Source organism: Bradyrhizobium sp. USDA 3311, assembly GCF_054062495.1.
The window spans coordinates 2,117,980-2,134,210 of sequence record NZ_JBSSFI010000001.1; the positions used below are offsets into that span (position 1 = coordinate 2,117,980).

General features: G+C 64.9%; 15 protein-coding genes. 10 read left to right on the forward strand and 5 right to left on the reverse strand.

The features are described from left to right. Nucleotides 1-176: 176 nt before the first annotated feature. Nucleotides 177-329: a hypothetical protein gene (locus tag ACVWW6_RS09985; RefSeq protein ID WP_156149860.1), complete on the reverse strand. Its 153-nt coding sequence runs from the start codon at nucleotides 327-329 to the stop codon at nucleotides 177-179. Here ACVWW6_RS09985 and ACVWW6_RS09990 point away from each other — a divergent pair. From ACVWW6_RS09990 to ACVWW6_RS10000, 3 genes are all read left to right on the forward strand, one after another. Further along, nucleotides 328-1,101 carry a ferredoxin--NADP reductase gene (locus ACVWW6_RS09990; RefSeq protein WP_028175111.1) on the forward strand — a complete coding sequence of 258 codons (774 nt, stop codon included), beginning with the start codon at nucleotides 328-330 and terminating at the stop codon, nucleotides 1,099-1,101. The genes ACVWW6_RS09985 and ACVWW6_RS09990 overlap by 2 nt on opposite strands. A 401-nt stretch (nucleotides 1,102-1,502) precedes the next feature. Continuing rightward, nucleotides 1,503-3,128, forward strand: coding sequence for an FMN-binding glutamate synthase family protein (locus ACVWW6_RS09995; RefSeq protein WP_011082931.1), 1,626 nt, complete (start codon nucleotides 1,503-1,505; stop codon nucleotides 3,126-3,128). Nucleotides 3,129-3,230: 102 nt separating this feature from the next. Next, on the forward strand, nucleotides 3,231-3,470 hold the full coding sequence (locus tag ACVWW6_RS10000) for a PilZ domain-containing protein (RefSeq protein ID WP_011082930.1): 240 nt from the start codon (nucleotides 3,231-3,233) through the stop codon (nucleotides 3,468-3,470). 248 nt (nucleotides 3,471-3,718) lie between these two features. Here ACVWW6_RS10000 and ACVWW6_RS10005 read toward each other — a convergent pair whose 3' ends face one another. Continuing rightward, entirely contained in the window at nucleotides 3,719-5,017 is a 1,299-nt protein-coding gene (locus ACVWW6_RS10005; protein WP_456680636.1) for a hemolysin family protein, read from the reverse strand. 242 nt (nucleotides 5,018-5,259) lie between these two features. Here ACVWW6_RS10005 and ACVWW6_RS10010 point away from each other — a divergent pair, with 242 nt between their 5' ends. Then, a complete protein-coding gene (locus tag ACVWW6_RS10010; RefSeq protein WP_011082928.1) occupies nucleotides 5,260-7,335 on the forward strand; it encodes a methyl-accepting chemotaxis protein in 2,076 nt (691 codons plus the stop codon). A gap of 202 nt (nucleotides 7,336-7,537) precedes the next feature. On the opposite strand, the gene ACVWW6_RS10015 is transcribed toward ACVWW6_RS10010, so the two are convergent. From ACVWW6_RS10015 to ACVWW6_RS10025, 3 genes are all read right to left on the reverse strand, one after another. Next, nucleotides 7,538-9,469, reverse strand: a complete 1,932-nt coding sequence (locus ACVWW6_RS10015; RefSeq protein ID WP_456683144.1) for a carbohydrate porin — start codon at nucleotides 9,467-9,469, stop codon at nucleotides 7,538-7,540. A gap of 435 nt (nucleotides 9,470-9,904) precedes the next feature. After that, the gene (locus ACVWW6_RS10020; RefSeq protein WP_028175107.1) at nucleotides 9,905-10,168 is read right to left on the reverse strand and encodes a hypothetical protein; all 264 of its coding nucleotides are present in this window, start codon (nucleotides 10,166-10,168) and stop codon (nucleotides 9,905-9,907) included. 139 nt (nucleotides 10,169-10,307) lie between these two features. Beyond that, nucleotides 10,308-11,114 (reverse strand): creatininase family protein, encoded by an 807-nt coding sequence (locus ACVWW6_RS10025; RefSeq protein ID WP_456680637.1) that lies wholly within the window; start codon nucleotides 11,112-11,114, stop codon nucleotides 10,308-10,310. A 153-nt stretch (nucleotides 11,115-11,267) separates the two neighbouring features. Here ACVWW6_RS10025 and ACVWW6_RS10030 point away from each other — a divergent pair, with 153 nt between their 5' ends. The 6 genes from ACVWW6_RS10030 (at nucleotide 11,268) to ACVWW6_RS10055 (ending at nucleotide 16,138) form a co-directional block, all read left to right on the forward strand. Next, nucleotides 11,268-12,290, forward strand: coding sequence for an ABC transporter substrate-binding protein (locus ACVWW6_RS10030; protein WP_011082923.1), 1,023 nt, complete (start codon nucleotides 11,268-11,270; stop codon nucleotides 12,288-12,290). 10 nt (nucleotides 12,291-12,300) lie between these two features. Continuing rightward, nucleotides 12,301-13,116 (forward strand): ABC transporter ATP-binding protein, encoded by an 816-nt coding sequence (locus ACVWW6_RS10035; RefSeq protein ID WP_456680638.1) that lies wholly within the window; start codon nucleotides 12,301-12,303, stop codon nucleotides 13,114-13,116. Beyond that, nucleotides 13,113-13,931 (forward strand): ABC transporter permease, encoded by an 819-nt coding sequence (locus ACVWW6_RS10040; RefSeq protein WP_011082921.1) that lies wholly within the window; start codon nucleotides 13,113-13,115, stop codon nucleotides 13,929-13,931. The genes ACVWW6_RS10035 and ACVWW6_RS10040 overlap by 4 nt, the downstream gene beginning before the upstream one ends. Then, entirely contained in the window at nucleotides 13,931-14,920 is a 990-nt protein-coding gene (locus ACVWW6_RS10045) for a 2-hydroxyacid dehydrogenase (protein WP_011082920.1), read from the forward strand. The genes ACVWW6_RS10040 and ACVWW6_RS10045 overlap by 1 nt, the downstream gene beginning before the upstream one ends. Further along, nucleotides 14,920-15,612, forward strand: coding sequence for an AprI/Inh family metalloprotease inhibitor (locus ACVWW6_RS10050; protein WP_011082919.1), 693 nt, complete (start codon nucleotides 14,920-14,922; stop codon nucleotides 15,610-15,612). The genes ACVWW6_RS10045 and ACVWW6_RS10050 overlap by 1 nt, the downstream gene beginning before the upstream one ends. Nucleotides 15,613-15,730: 118 nt before the next feature. Beyond that, nucleotides 15,731-16,138 carry a YciI family protein gene (locus tag ACVWW6_RS10055; protein ID WP_456680639.1) on the forward strand — a complete coding sequence of 136 codons (408 nt, stop codon included), beginning with the start codon at nucleotides 15,731-15,733 and terminating at the stop codon, nucleotides 16,136-16,138. The last annotated feature ends 93 nt before the right edge of the window (nucleotides 16,139-16,231 follow it).

Sequence of the window (16,231 nt, forward strand, 5' to 3'; positions counted from 1 at the left end):
GGCGCCAAGCCGGGGTGAAGATCAGAGCTATTCTTAATGAAATTCTCGCGAGCGCGACGGAAATTAAGTGCTGCCATCGAGCCCGAAAGGGAAAAGAAATTGCCCTCTGTGCGCGCCACGCAGCAGATTCATTAATGATGCGGCCAATTCCACCGCAAATGCCGGTTTGATCGGCATCAATTGCATCCGAAACGAGGTTGATTATTGGTCTCAATGGCGTAGATCACACACGCGAAATCCTCCGCCATGGCAATGGTGTCCGCCCCGCTTTCAGGGCCGGGCAGCGCTTTTGCCCTAAAACCGCAATTATTCGGAATATCGAAAATCATGAGCGCGTTTTACCGAGAGAAGGTTCTTTCCGTCCAGCACTGGACCGACACGCTGTTCAGCTTCCGCGCCACGCGCGATACCGGCTTCCGCTTCCAGAACGGCCAGTTCGCGATGATCGGCCTCGAGGTCGACGGCCGTCCGCTGCTGCGCGCCTACAGCATGGCGAGCGCCAACCACGAGGAAGAGCTCGAGTTCTTCTCGATCAAGGTTCAGGACGGTCCGCTCACCTCGCGCCTCCAGAAGATCAAGGAGGGCGACACCATCCTGGTCGGCCGCAAGGCGACCGGCACGCTGATCACCGACAACCTCATCCCGGGCAAGCGGCTGATGCTGCTCTCGACCGGTACGGGCCTCGCGCCGTTCGCGAGCCTGATCAAGGACCCCGACGTCTACGAGCAGTTCGAGACCATCGTGCTGGTGCATGGCTGCCGCCAGGTCTCCGAGCTCGCTTATGGCGAGAAGCTCGTCGCCAATCTGCGCGAGGACGAGCTGTTCGGCGAGCTGCTCGCGGACAAGCTGGTCTATTATCCGACCGTGACCCGCGAGCCGTTCCGCAATCGGGGCCGCATCACCGACCTCATCAGCTCCGAGCAGATCTTCAACGACATCGGACAGGGCCCGCTCGACATCGCAACCGACCGCATCATGATGTGCGGCAGCCCGGCGATGCTGGAAGAGCTGAAGGTGATGTTCGAAGGCCGCGACTTCATCGAGGGAAGCGGCAACAAGCCCGGCCATTTCGTGATCGAGAAGGCGTTCGTCGAGCGGTAAGCACCGCTCGTTTATCCTCTCGGTGTCGTCCTGGCGAAAGCCAGGACCCATACCCACCGAGTCAAGTTTGGCGAAGGCTGGTCGTTGTCAGTCTTCGCGCAACCCCGTTTAGGGGTAATGGGTCCTGGCTTTCGCCAGGACGACGGCGGTGGGTAAAGCACCTTACCCGGCCGCCCCACTATTCCCACCCCCACTCCCTCTGCTGCACTGCAAAAGCCTAACCTCTCGGCGGATTGATCTGCGGCGGCGGAATTCGCTAGCCTGAAACAAGGGCCGCGTCATATCCGTATGACAGGCGCGGGCGTATCGTACCGCCTCAAGCTGGCGAGAGGATGGGAATCGTGGCCGACGAAAATAGCAAAGCGCCAAAATCGAAGCGTGGGCCGTTGGAAGAGGGGGCCATGGAAACCCTGCTGATGCCATTCTCGCCGCGCTTCATAGTGCTGACGATCTGCGCGGTCGTCACCGCGCTCCTGATCGGCTTCGGCATCGCCGACCGCAAGATCTTCGACATCCTGCTGATCCCGATCCTGATCTTCGGCGCCCTGACGCTGCTCGGCGTCCGCGACCTGCTCCAGAAGAGCCATGCGGTGCTGCGCAACTACCCGATCTCGGCGCATATCCGCTTCCTGCTCGAAGAGATACGCCCCGAGATGCGGCAGTATTTCTTCGAGAGCGAGAAGGACGGCATGCCGTTCTCGCGCGACACCCGCGCGGTGGTCTATCAGCGCGCCAAGATGCAGCTCGACAAGCGTCCGTTCGGCACCCAGGAGGACGTCTACCGCGAGGGCTATGAGTGGATGCATCACTCGGTGTCGCCGAAGGCGCATGCCGAGGAGAAGTTTCGCGTCGTCGTCGGCGGACCGGACTGCAAGAAGCCCTACTCGGCCTCGGTGTTCAACATCTCGGCGATGAGCTTTGGCGCGCTCAGCCCGAACGCGGTGCGTGCGCTCAATGCCGGCGCGAAGAAGGGCGGCTTTGCCCATGACACCGGCGAGGGCGGCTTCAGCCCCTATCACGCAGAGATGGGCGGCGACATCATCTGGGAGATTGGCTCCGGCTATTTCGGCTGCCGCCATCTCGACGGCTCGTTCGATCCCGAAGCGTTCGCGCGCGTCGCCGGCCAGGACCAGATCAAGATGGTCGAGCTCAAGATCAGCCAGGGTGCCAAGCCCGGCCATGGCGGCGTGCTGCCGGCGGCAAAGGTCTCGGAGGAGATTTCCAAGATCCGCGGCGTGTCCATGGGCGAGGACTGCATCTCGCCGGCCTCGCACCGCGCCTTCTCGACGCCCGTTGGCATGATGCAGTTCATCGCTGAGATGCGCCGCCTCTCCGGTGGCAAGCCGGCCGGCTTCAAGCTGTGCATCGGTCATCCCTGGGAATTCCTGGCGATCTGCAAGGCGATGCTGGAGACCGGCATCTATCCCGATTTCATCGTCGTCGACGGCAACGAAGGCGGCACCGGTGCGGCGCCGCTCGAGTTCATGGACCATCTCGGCATGCCGATGCGCGAGGGCGTCAATTTCGTGCACAACGCGCTGATCGGCATCAATGCGCGCGACCGCATCAAGCTCGGCGCCTCCGGCAAGATCGCCACCGCGTTCGACATGGCGCGGGCGATGGCGATCGGCGCCGACTGGTGCAATTCGGCGCGTGGCTTCATGTTCTCGCTCGGCTGCATCCAGTCGCTGAGCTGCCACACCGACCGCTGCCCGACCGGTGTCGCGACGCAGGACCCGACGCGGGCGCGCGCGCTCTACGTGCCGCTCAAGATCGACCGCGTGCACAATTACCACCATGCCACGCTGCATTCGTTGACCGAGCTGATCGCCGCGGCCGGCCTCGAACATCCCCAGCAGCTGCGCCCGATCCACTTCAGCCAACGGAGGTCGACGACCCAGGTGCAATCTTTCGCGCAGCTCTATCCGGCGCTGCGTCCGGGAGAATTGCTCGAAGGCACGGAGGACCCGCGCTTCCGCGACGCCTGGCGGATGGCGCGGGCGGAGACGTTCCAGCCGGCGCTGTGAGGCGCCGGGCCACGGCATGATGCGGCCCGCGCGAGGCCATGAAATTGTCGCGAGCAGAGCGGGGGCTTAACGTCTGATTCAACTTTGGGTATAGTTCATCCCATGGACGAGCGACGCAACAAAGCCAGGCATCGCGTGCTGAAGGCCGGAACGATCGAGTTCGGTGGCGGCGCGATCGACTGCACTGTCCGCAATTTCTCGGACACCGGCGCAGCCCTCGACGTCACCAGCCCGGTCGGCATTCCCGAACACTTCACCCTGCTCATCCAGGCCGACGGAAAGCATCTGGCGTGCACCGTGGTCTGGCGCAAGGAAAAGCGGATCGGTGTGAGGTTCGGGTAGGCGCCTGCATCTGGCATGAGCGCGAGCCACAATCTCAGCTGTCGTCCCGGACAAGCGTCAGCGCAGATCCGGGACCCATACCGCGTGATCGATCGATTGCGGTTGGTGGTAGTACCGAACACCCAGTCTTCGCCAAACGGCTTCCTGGGAGTATGGGTCCCGGATCGGCGCGCGTTTGAGGCGCGCTTGTCCGGGACGACGAGTGGAGATTGGCGCGACAGCATGCGTCACTTCACGCAAGCGCGCACTCACGCCGCCGCCTGCTCACCCCGACGGCTCGCCAGAATCTTGTCGATCCTTCTTCCGTCGAGATCGATCACCTCGATGTGCCAGCCGCCGAGGTCGAAGGCGTCGCCGACATTGGGCAGCACGTTGAAGTGTTGCAGCACGAGGCCCGCCACGGTGTAGAAGCGGTGGTGCGGCGGCAGCTCGATGCCGAGCAGCTCGCAGAATTCGTCGACCGGCATCCAGCCGGCGACCAGCAGCGAATCGTCTGCGCGCTTGACATAGGCCGGCTCCGGCGGGCCTTCCTCGGAATGGAACGCGCCGACGATCGATTCCAGAATGTCGGCCGCGGTGACCACGCCTTCGAAGGCGCCGTACTCGTCATAGACGAAACCGACATGGACCGGAGCGGCCCTCAGGATCGCGAGCACGTCGCGGGCATCCGCCGAGGCGGGAATGCTTGGCGCTTCGCGAACAAGTGCCCGCAGATCGGGCGTGCGTTCGCTCATGAACGCGACCAGCAGGTCCTTGGCCTGGAGCACGCCGATCGGCTTGTCGCGTTCGCCGTCCGAGGCCGGAAAGCGCGAATGCGGGCTCTTGGCGATGATCTGCTGAATGGCTTCCGGTGCGTCGTTCAGGTCGATCTCGTCGACCTCCGTGCGCGGCGTCATGACGGCGCCGACCGGCCGGTCGCCGAGCCGCATCACGCCGGCGATCATCTCCTTCTCGCCGGGCTCGAGCACGCCGGCATTTTCGGCTTCGCTGACGAGATGATGGATCTCGTCCTCCGAGACCTTCTCCTCGGCCTTGCCGCCGCGGCCGAGCAGCGTGAGGATCAGCTTGCCGGAGAGATCGAGTAGGAAGACGAGCGGCAGCGAGATCCGCGCCAGAACATGCATCGCGGGCGCGACCTTGACCGCGATGCTCTCGGGGTCGCGCAGCGCCACCTGCTTCGGCACCAGCTCGCCGACGATCAGTGTGGCGTAGGTGATGAGCGTGACGACGATGCCGACGCCGACGATGTCGGCGATGCCGGCGGACAGGCCGAGCTCGACCAGCCATTGCGCCAGCCGCTGCCCGAGCGTCGCGCCGGAGAATGCACCCGAGAGCACGCCGACCAGCGTGATGCCGATCTGCACCGTCGAGAGGAATTTGCCGGGATCGGCCGCCAGCGTCAGCGCGCGGTCGGCGCCGCGCACGCCCTTGGCGGCGAGCAGCGAGAGGCGGGCCGGACGGGACGAGACCACGGCCAGCTCGGACATGGAGAGCAGGCCGTTGATGACGATCAGGACGACGACGATGACGAGTTCGACCGAGAGCATTGATGTTCCGGAGGTATGCGAGTGCGGCCGGATGGCGGCGCAAGCATTGATATAGGTGTTTTGCGAGGAAAATGCCGGCAATTCTGTCGCATCTGGCACCACGGGGAACCGGCGATGACAGCGTTCCGGCGACCCGCGCGGCCCAGGGCACTCCGCTGAACTACGGGCCGTTGCTTAACGGGCCCTTAGTGGCCGCCAGCTACGTTTTCGACATTTGTAGCAATGTATTCGGGGACCCAAGGATGCGGATCGGGAAGCTCTTCGCGCTGTCGATGCTGACGGTGACGGTTTTTGCAGTCATCCTCGGCGCCGAGGTGCTGATACCCCAGGCGCGCATCTTCACGAACCGCTCCGACGCGATCAAGACGGTTGACGCTTTTGGTGCGACCCTGATGGTCAGCCAGCAGGTCGCCGGTCTTCGTGCCCCCTACATTGGACCGATCTTCCAGGAGGCCGCTGCGACGCAGGCCCAGATCGACGCTGCCGCGAAGGCCGCGAAAGCCGCCGAGACCGCCTTCGAGAGCGCAAGGCGGGCCATCATGGTGCTGGATGACGGCGGAGCGATTGCGGAGCATCTCGACCGTGCCGCGCGGCGGCTGAAGGAGATCAACGCTGCGGCAGATCGCGCGATGAGTGTTCCGCTGGCGGCGCGCGACAGCGCCGCGATCAAGGGTTTCCTGCCCGGTGTTGCCGAGGTGCTCGGCAATATCGAGCCGGTCATGAACCGGCTCGAGGCGAAGGTCGTCAATGCCGATTCCTCGCTTGCGGCGCTGCTGAGCCTGGCACGGACGGCGCAGGATCTGCGCGTCTCGGCCGGCAGCCGCGCCGCCACGCTGTCGCCGGCGCTGAGCGTACGCCGGCCGCTCACCGCGGCCGAGTTCTCGCTGATGGATCGCATGCAGGGGCGTGTCGAGGCCGACCGCGAGCGCATCGAGGCCGGTATCGACCAGCTCGGAAGCCCGCCCCGCATCGCCACCGCGCTGAAGGCGGCGACGGACTCCTATTTCGGCAAAGCCGCGCTCGTCGTGGATAAGGAAATGCCGGCGGCCCGTAGCGACGGCAAGTACGGCGTCAACGCCGAAGAGCTGGCCGGTGTCATCGTGCCGGCCATCCAGATGTTCTACGGCGTGCGCGACGCCGCGCTGGCCGAAGCGGCCGAGCGCGCCGCGGCCGCGCGCGATGGCGCGCTGGCGATGCTCGCGCTTGCGGGCGTGGCGGTGCTGGCGCTGCTCGGGACGCTCGGTGGCGTGACCATGATGCTGCGCAGCCGCGTGGTAACGCCGCTTAGCCGGCTCGCGGACGTGATCGGCACGCTCGCCGCCGGACAGCATGAGGTCGAGATCCCCGCGACGGGCCGCAACGACGAGATCGGCCAGGTGGCGGGCTCGCTGCGGCACTTCAAGGATTCGCTCGCGGCCAAGAAGGCCGCCGACGAGGCGGCCGCGGTCGAAGCCGAGGCGAAGCTCCGTCGCAGCCAGCGGATGGACCAGATCGCGCGCGACTTCGAAGCGATGATCGGCGACGTCATCAACACCGTGGCGTCGGCATCCTCGGAGCTGGAGGCCTCGGCGGGAACGCTGACGAGCACGGCCGATCAATCGGAAAAGGTCACTGCGACCGTCGCGGCCGCGTCCGAGCAGGCTTCCACCAACGTGCAGACCGTTGCCGCGGCGGCGGAGGAAATGGCCTCGTCGGTCGACGAGATCAGCCGGCAGGTCCAGGACTCCGCGCGCGTCGCCGGCGAAGCGGTGCAGCAGGCCGGGCGGACCAACGATCACGTCGGCGAGCTGGCCAAGGCCGCCGGCCGGATCGGGGACGTCGTCGAGCTCATCAGCCAGATCGCGGGCCAGACCAATCTCCTGGCGCTGAACGCCACCATCGAGGCGGCCCGCGCCGGCGAGGCCGGCCGCGGCTTTGCCGTCGTCGCCTCCGAGGTCAAGGCGCTGGCCGAGCAGACCGCCAAGGCCACCGGCGAGATCAGCCAGCAGATTGCGGGAATCCAGACGGCGACGGAGGATTCCGTCGGCGCCATCAAGTCGATCGGCGACACCATCACCCGCATGTCCGAGATCGCGTCCGCGATCGCCTCGGCGGTCGAGGAGCAGGGCGCGGCGACGCGGGAGATTTCCCGCAACGTGCAGCAGGCGGCCCGCGGCACCCAGCAGGTCTCCGCCAGCATCGTCGATGTGCAGCGCGGCGCGAGCCAGACCGGATCGGCATCCTCGAATGTGCTCGCGGCAGCCAGATCGCTGTCGGGCGAGAGCAGCCGCCTCAAGGTCGAGGTCGGAAAGTTCCTGGACGCGATCCGGGCCGCGTAGAGAATCGAACTCGTCTCCCTGCTGGGGTCGCAATCGTATTTGCAGAGCGACGTCCCTTTGGCCCATCCTTCGAGACGCCCGCTCTGGCGGGCTCCTCAGGATGAGGACGGAGTGCGCGGCCACAGTTTCGACGGGCACCAATGCTTAGCCTCATCCTGAGGAGCCCGCGAAGCGGGCGTCTCGAAGGACGAGGCGCGCGCGCTCAGAACTCGCCGTGCAGCCGCCCGGAGAACACCGACACCGGGCCACGATCCGCGTTGTAGGCGGGATTGACGATGAGCTGATAGTCGGCGGTGAAGGTCAGCGCCTTGTTCAGCGCGTAGGCGTAATAGGTCTCCAGCACGCGTTCGCGGCGGTAGTTGAGTTGGCCGTCGCCGATCAGCGGACCGAGTCCGCCAGCGGCGATGAAGTCGCGATGGTCCTGCGAGAGGCCGTTGACGGCGCCGGCGATGGCGACGACGTCGTCGGGCCGGCCCCATTTCGTTCCCTTCACCGAGACGCCGCCGGACAGGCTGCGGTCGATGTCGGTGAAGGCCATGATCTCGTTGCGGCCGTCGTTCCAGCTCCAGCGGCCGAACACGCCGATATCGTCGGTGATGGCCTGTTCGACGTTGAACGCGTAGCCGTATTTGAGGCGGCCGCGGCGGGTCTGGCTGATGTCGACGCCGAACGCGGGATTGTCCAGTGTCTCGCGATAGCTGCCGGAGAAGGCGCTGTTGACGAAGCCGAGCGTGCGCAGCTTGCCGGGCAGGCCGAACAGCGAGTAGCGCGTCTCGAGCTCCATGACATATTCGCCGCGACGGCCGACGTTCATGTCGAAATTGTTCGAGTTGGAGACGGCATCGATCAGGAAGTAGCCGGCGCGCAGCGCCCACTGCTTCTGGTTCAATTCGGCGGTCGCGCCGTAGCCGAGGCCGAGCTTGTCGGCGGCATAGTCGAAAGCGCCGGACGCCCAGATCGACCAGTTCATGAAGTCCTTGCGCGGATCGTGCGCATAGGAATTGCCGTCGAACACGTCGACCACGGAGAACTTGCCGACCTGCAAGGTCAGGCGCGAGACGTCAACTTTGCTCGCGAGCTGAAGCTGCCCGCTGGCAAGCTCCTCCTGCTCGCCGCCGAAGCCGAAGGTCTGGCGCACGAACAGGCGAGAGGCGTTGAAGTGCGGATAGGGGAAGCCGGACTTCTGCGCTTCGCCGTTGGGAAAGCCCGCAGCGCCCGTCGTGTTGTTGAAGCCGAAGCCTTGCAGCAGCTCGGGATTGAAATAGACCTCGCCGCCGTCCCACAGCCGCGCATTCAGATAGAGCGAATTGCTCCAGGTCTGCTGAAAATCCGGCGACGGGAGCAGGCTGTTGGTTCCGGTATAGGGCGCGTGGAACGCGGGGTAGCCCTGCCCCAGCACGGTCGACTGGCCGTGAATCTCCCAGCGGCTGGACTCGGTGTCGGTGACATCCGACTTCGGATTGTAGGTCGGCACGCCCGGCCAGTCGATCTTGCGATTGAGGCCGATGCGCAGGCTCTGGAAATCCATCGACGACGAATATTGCGCGCCGGAGGGGAAGGTGACGTTGGCGTTGTCGAACTTGCTGTAGAGATATTCGAGCCGCGCGCTCCAGTGCGGCGCGAAGGCATATTCGACGCCGCCGCCGGCGGTCCAGCCGAACCGCGTGTGCAACACCTTCTCCTCAGTGCCGCCGGTCGGCGTCGACAGGAAACGCTCGCCGGTGAAGGCCGCGCCGCCGGTCGCGTAGAACAGCCAGTTGCCGGTGGTGTAGCCGAGCCGTGCGCGCAGGCTCGCGACATAGTCCCAGCGCTCCTCCGCGCTCGACAGCACGGTCGCTGCCGACGACACGACGTGGTTGGACGGCAGATAGTTCGGAAACGAGATGTCGCCCTCGACGCCGAGCAGGAGCCCCGAATTGAGGCGCCAGTTGTAGCCCGCCTGCACGCCGCCGGTCGCGCCGGTAAACACATGGTCGTCGGTCGCGAGCGTCGGATCGATCAGTGTCGCCGACGACGTGCCGCGGGTGACGCCGACATGCGCGCCGATGTAGAGGCCGGTCCAGTCATAGACGGTCTTCAGCGCCGGTGCCTTCAGCGGCAGATCGGCCGCGCGGCTCGCGGCGGGCAAAACCATCACGCCCGAGGCGATTGCCGCGGCCGTCCGCAAATACCTGTAACGGTGACCTCTCAACGTCAAAACGCACGCCCCCAATACGCGAATGTGTCCTATCCGCCGCAGCCGACATCCCTGCCGATTCGCGACGATCCTGTCACCAGGTTCCGGTTGTTCGCACGATCGGCCGAGATGATCTTGATCCGACGCGATTTCTTCCCAAGTCCCCGTGTCTGCTGCAAACCTTATTGCGATTAATTCGCAATAGCAACTGAAGCGGATTGCCGCAGGTGATGGTTCGCACCGCTGTGTGACGTGACTGCAACAAATTCTCAGGCCCAAGACAGTTGACCCCGCCCGGGGGGACAGCCGGGCGGGGTCGGGGCACGACACGGGGTGGATGAGGCGCCCGTGTCGGACGCAGGATCCACGTGAGATCGGCCTCAGGTACTCAAATCAGTAGCAGCTGCGAACGCGGCCAACGTACTGGCCGAAGGCGTTGTACTGGGCGACCCAGCCGCAGCGGTGATAGCCGTAGTAATAGGGGTCGTTGCTGGCGGCGATCGCGGAGCCGACCACAGCGGCGGTGGCGATGCCGGCACCCACACCCCAGACCCAGCCGGGCTGCTTGGCTTCGGCCGAGGAGGTGGTGGACACGATGCTGCCGGTGACGGCGAGGGCAGCGAGAGCTGCGGCGGCAATCTTGGTCTTGATCGACATGTGAAACTCCATCCGGGTTGAGGCGGCCCGTTGTGGCCCGCGTGCCCAGTTGGACGGAGGCTCTGCGCGTCCGGTTCGAAGACGGCGGATGCGACCCCCGGGTGAGGTCCTTTCCTCAATGATTCCAGGAGGATGTTGGCTAGCCGAGAGGGCCCTTGGCGAGCCTGTTCACGTCGAAGTTATCGACTTCGGTGAGCAGCTCGCAGAAGGCGCGCGCACCCTGATCCAACAATTGCGCGCCCTTCTCGGGAACGGCCAGCGTCGCATTGCCGATGGCGCCGCTGGCGTTCAGATCCTGCGCCTGCCAGGCGAATGGCGCGGGCCGCTGCGTCGACAGCCAGCGATACTGCGACTCCATCGCGACGCTGCTCGCGGGAAAATCCGCGATCGCATCCGCGCGCACCTGGTCGGGATAGCGCGCCAGCATGATCGAGGTCTCGACCGCGCCGCCATGAATGCCGTGGCGCACCTCCTCGGCCGGGAACAGCTTGTCGGCGCCCGACAGGCGCGACCACGACGTCGTCACCACGAACAGCTTGTGATGCGCGCGCAGATCCTGCGCGACCAGCATCATGGCCGCGCTGTTGCCACCATGGCTGGTGATGATGACGAGCTTTTTCACCCCGCGCCGCGCGACCTCCTCGCCGATCGCGGTCCACCTTTTCAGCGCCACGTCGGTCGGCAGCGTCTGCGTGCCCGGATAGTCGATATGCTCGGTGGAAATTCCGACCGGTTCAACGGGAAGGAAACTGGCCGGAATGGTCGCGGGCAAAAGCTCGCGCACGCGCGCCAGATAGGCGTCCGCGATCAGCACGTCGGTTGCAAGCGGCAGGTGCGGGCCGTGCTGCTCGGTCGCCGCCAGCGGCAGCACCGCGATCCAGCGCGATGTCTCCGCAGGGACGGCGTCGGCCCAGCGGATCTCGGTCCAGTCGCGGGACGGCATCATCAAGGTTTCTTTGCCCGAATTTGTCACGTAATTTGGCGTATGAGGGGACGCGGGCCTGGCCGGCTCGCGTCCCCGAACTTCATGCGGTTTTATCGCGTTGCTTTCACACGGGCCAGAAGCGATTGGGCCAGAAGCGATCGACGGAGTGCCATTATGACCCTCTCTCATCTGCGGCGAGCGTTAACGGCGGGCTTGATGGCCGCTCTTGTCTCGGTCGTCCCGGCGCGCGCGGAGACCCTGGACAAAGTCACCTTCGGCACCAACTGGGTCGCCGAGGCCGAGCATGGCGGCTTCTTCCAGGCGGTCGCCGACGGCACCTATAAGAAATACGGGCTCGACGTCACCATCGTCCCCGGCGGTCCCAACGAGAACAACCGGATGCTGCTGATCGCCGGCAAGATCGATTTCTTCATGGCCGCGAACACGTTGATGTCGTTCGATGCGGTCGCCAACAACGTTCCCGTCGTGACCATCGCCGCGGTGTTCCAGAAGGATCCGCAGGTGATGCTGACGCAGCCGGACGCCAAGGTCGCCAAGATCGAGGACCTCAAGCCGCTGACCCTGTTCGTCTCCAAGGAGGGCATGAGCAGCTACTTCCAGTGGCTGAAGTCCGAATACGGCTTCAACGAGAAGAACGTCCGGCCCTACAATTTCAATCCGCAGCCCTTCATCGCCAATCCCAAGAGCGCGATGCAGGGCTACGTCACCTCCGAGCCCTTCGCGGTCGAGAAGGCCGCCGGCTTCAAGCCGAACGTGCTGCTGCTCGCCGATTACGGCTTCAATACCTATTCGACCCTGATCGAGACCCGCCGCGACATCGCCGAGAAGAAGCCCGATCTGGTGCAGCGCTTCGTCGATGCCTCCATGATCGGCTGGTACAACTATATCTACGGCGACAATTCCGCCGGCAATGCCATGATCAAGAAGCTCAACCCTGAGATGACCGACGATCTGCTTGCCTATTCCGTCGCCAGGATGAAGGAATACGGCATCGTCGATTCCGGCGAGTCGTTGAAGAACGGCATCGGCGCCATGAGCGACGAGCGCTACACCTCCTTCTTCAACAAGATGGTGAAGGCGGGCGTGGTGAAGCCGGATCTCGACTTCCGCAAGTCCTACACGCTGCGCTTCGTCAACAAGGGCGTCGGCGTCGAGCTGCGTCCGAGCAAGCCGTAACGCAAGGTCCATGTCACCAGTCAAAACCTCGTCCGGGGTCGAGGCCAGCCTGACGGCGCTCGCCGTCAGCCTGCGCGGCGTGACGAAGGTCTATGACAACGGCGTCATGGCGCTCGGGCCGCTCGATCTCGCCGTGCGCAAGGGCGAGTTCATCTCGCTGCTGGGACCGTCGGGTTGCGGCAAGTCGACCGCGCTGCGGCTGATCGCGCAGCTCAGCGCGCCGTCGTCCGGCATCGTGCGGATGGCGCGTCACGAGGGACCTGCACAGCCGGGCCATGGCATCGGCTTCGTATTCCAGGAGCCGACCCTGATGCCCTGGACCAGCGTGCGCGAGAACGTGCGGCTGCCGTTGAAGCTTGCTGGCGTGGCAAAGGCGGAGGCGCGCGCGCGCGCCGACGAAGCGCTGGCGAGCGTCGGGCTTGCCGATTTCGCCGACGCCTATCCGCGCGAGCTGTCCGGCGGCATGAAGATGCGGGTCTCGCTGGCGCGCGCGCTCGTCACCGATCCGGATATCCTCCTGATGGATGAGCCGTTCGCGGCGCTCGACGAGATCACGCGCTTCCGCCTCAACAACGACCTGCTCGCGCTGTGGCGCAGCCTTCGCAAGACCGTCATCTTCGTCACCCATTCGGTGTTCGAATCCGTCTATCTGTCGCAGCGCGTGGTGGTCATGACGGCGCGGCCCGGCCGGATCCAGGCCGACATCCGCATCGAGACGGTCGAGCCGCGCGGAGAGGAGTTTCGCACCTCGGCCGCCTATTCGGATTATTGCCGGAAGGTGTCGGCCGCGCTGGCGCCGTCCTATTCGGGGCAACCGGTGCTATGAGCGCGCAGCCCTCCGTCACCGCCAGTCCGTCCGGCGCGCACCGCGCGGTGCGCTTCGTGCTTCCCGTCATCGTGCTTGCGGCCGGGCTTCTCGCCTGGGAACTCGTGGTCCGCATCAGGGAGATCCCGCCTTACGTGCTGCCCGCGCCCTCCGTGATCTTCCTGACGCTGATCAAGGACTGGGCCGTGCTGTCACAATCGCTCGCCACCACGCTTCTGACCACGCTTGAAGGATTTGTGGCAGCGAGCGTCGGCGGTATCGCGCTGGCGCTGCTGTTCAACCAGTCGAAATGGGTGGAATATTCGCTATTCCCCTACGCCGTCGTCCTCCAGGTGACGCCTGTTATCGCGATTGCACCGCTGCTCCTGATCTATCTGGAGCAGCAGACCGCGGTCGTCGTCTGCGCCTTCATCGTCGCCTTCTTCCCGGTGCTCTCCAACACCACGCTCGGGCTCAATTCGGTCGACCGCAATCTGGCCGGCCTGTTCCAGCTCTATGGCGCCTCGCCACCACAAACCCTGCGCTTCCTGAAGCTGCCGGCGGCGCTGCCCTATATCCTCGGCGGCCTGCGCATCGCCGGAGGGCTGTCGCTGATCGGCGCTGTCGTGGCCGAGATCGCGGCCGGAACGGCCGGCGCCGGCTCTGGGCTCGCCTACAGGATCGCCGAGTCAGGCTACCGATTGAACATACCCCGCATGTTCGCCGCGCTGCTGCTGTTGTCGCTGGCCGGGATTGTCATCTATGGGGTGCTGGCGCTAGTTTCCCACCTCGTTTTACGGCGCTGGCACGAAAGCGCCCTTGGAAAGGAAAACTGATGACCGCCGGTTCGATTTCGTCCGAAAAGATCGACCTTCTGATCTATGGGCCGGTGCGGCCGATCCTCGAGAACGGGTTTTCCGATCATTTCGTCGTGCACAAGGCCGAGACACGAGGCGACCTCGAGCGGCTGACACCCGCGATCCGCGAAAAGATCCGCGGCGTGGCCGTGACCTATCACACGGTGCGTGCCGACAGGGACTCGCTGTCGCAATTGCCCAAGATCGAGATGGTGGCGAGCTTCGGCGTCGGCTACGACCACGTCGACGCCAAATACGCGGCCGAGCACAACATCATCGTCACCAACACGCCCGACGTGCTGACCGAGGAGGTCGCCGACGTCGCGATGGGCCTGCTGATCTCCACCGTGCGCGAATTCATCAAGGCCGACCGCTACGTCCGTTCCGGCCTCTGGCAGACGCAGAACTATCCGCTCAGCGTCGGCTCCTTGCGCGACCGCAAGGTCGGCATCGTCGGCATGGGCCGGATCGGCCAGGCCATCGCGCGCCGGCTCGATGCCTCGCTGGTGCCGGTGGTCTACCACTCCCGCAACCCGTCCAAGGACGTCTCCTACAAGCACTACCCTGACTTGATCGAGATGGCGAAGGCGGTGGATACCTTGATGGTGATCGTGCCCGGCGGCGCCAGCACCAACAAGATGATCAATGCCGAGGTGCTCAAGGCGCTCGGCCCGCGCGGCGTGCTGATCAATGTCGCGCGCGGCTCGGTGGTCGACGAGCCGGCGCTGGTGCAGGCGCTGAAGTCGGGCACCATCCTGGCCGCCGGCCTCGACGTGTTCGCAGCGGAGCCGAGCGTGCCGGACGAGCTCAAGAGCATGCAGAACGTCGTGCTGCTGCCGCATATCGGCTCGGCCTCGGTGGTGACGCGCAACGCGATGGATCAGCTCGTCGTCGACAACCTCAAGGCCTGGTTCGCCGGCAAGGCGCCGTTGACCCCGGTTGCGGAAACGCCGTTCAAGGGGCGCTGATGACCATTCTTCGGGTCGCTGCATTGGCCATCGCGGCATGTGTCGCCGCGGTCGGCCCTGCCTTGGCGCAGGATGCGACGAGCCTGAAGAAGACGATGCCCGGGCAATGGGAGCTCTCGACCACCGAGCGCAGCAAGACCTGCGTGGTCACCATGAAGAGCGACGCCGCGGGCCAGGGCTTCAAGCTGGAGCTGGAGCCGGCCTGCAAGACCGCGCTGCCCTTCACCAAGGACATCGTAGCCTGGAGCGTCAGGGGTCTCGACATCGTTCGCTTGCAGGATGCGACCGGTGAAGCGGTGATCGATTTCACCGAGGTCGAGGCCGGCATCTTCGAGGGGCTGCGGCAGGGCGAAGGTGTCTACATCCTGCAGGACCTCGCCGCCGCCCGTTCGATGGCCAAGTCGATGGACCAGATGATCGGCGACTGGTCGATGGTGCGCGGCAACGGCCAGCCGGTCTGCGGGCTGACGCTGACCAATACCGAGGCGGGGCCGGACAATTTCCAGGTCTTCCTGAAGCCGAAATGCGATGCGGGCATCGCGCAGTTCAATCCGACGCAATGGCGGCTCGAACGCGGCCAGATCATCCTGATGTCGAAATCAGGCGATGTCTGGCAGTTCGAGGCCGACGACAACGCGCAGTGGCGGCGCGTTCCCGATACCGCTGATCCCCTGATCATGCTGCGGCAATAATTTCTCCCGGCCAATAATTTCTCTCGGGGATGTCGATTTAGCCGAGGCTCAATCGTCACATCCATAGCGAGCCGGTTTGCGGCCGGAGCGGTCGCTGCTCGCGCCAAGGGAGTTTTTCATGCGCTTCATGTACATCGTCACCTCCAGCCAGCCGATGGCGGGCCCGACCCCGGCACTGATGGAGGCGATGCAGAAAATATCAGAGCGGGAGATCAAGGCCGGTCGAATGCTCGACACCGGCGGCCTGATGCCGCTTGCGACCGGCGCACGGGTGAAGATCGTCGACGGCGAGCTCAGCGTCATCGACGGCCCCTTCGTCGAGGCCAAGGAAGTGATCGGCGGCTACGCCATTTTCGAGCTGCGCGACAAGGCGGAAGCCCTGGCCATGGCGAAGGAATTCATGCAGTTGCATCTCGATCACGTGCCGGGATGGGACGGTACCTGCGAATTGCGGGCATTCGCGACGCCGGGCGTCGACGTGGGGTGCGAGATCGACGCGCATTCCAGGGTCGCCGCCCACGCCTGATGACCACCACCGCTCGTCTTAGTGCGTTTTCAAGCGAAGTGGATACCGGTTCGCGTAAAGAAAACGCGTCAAAACAAGAATCTAGAGCCCCGT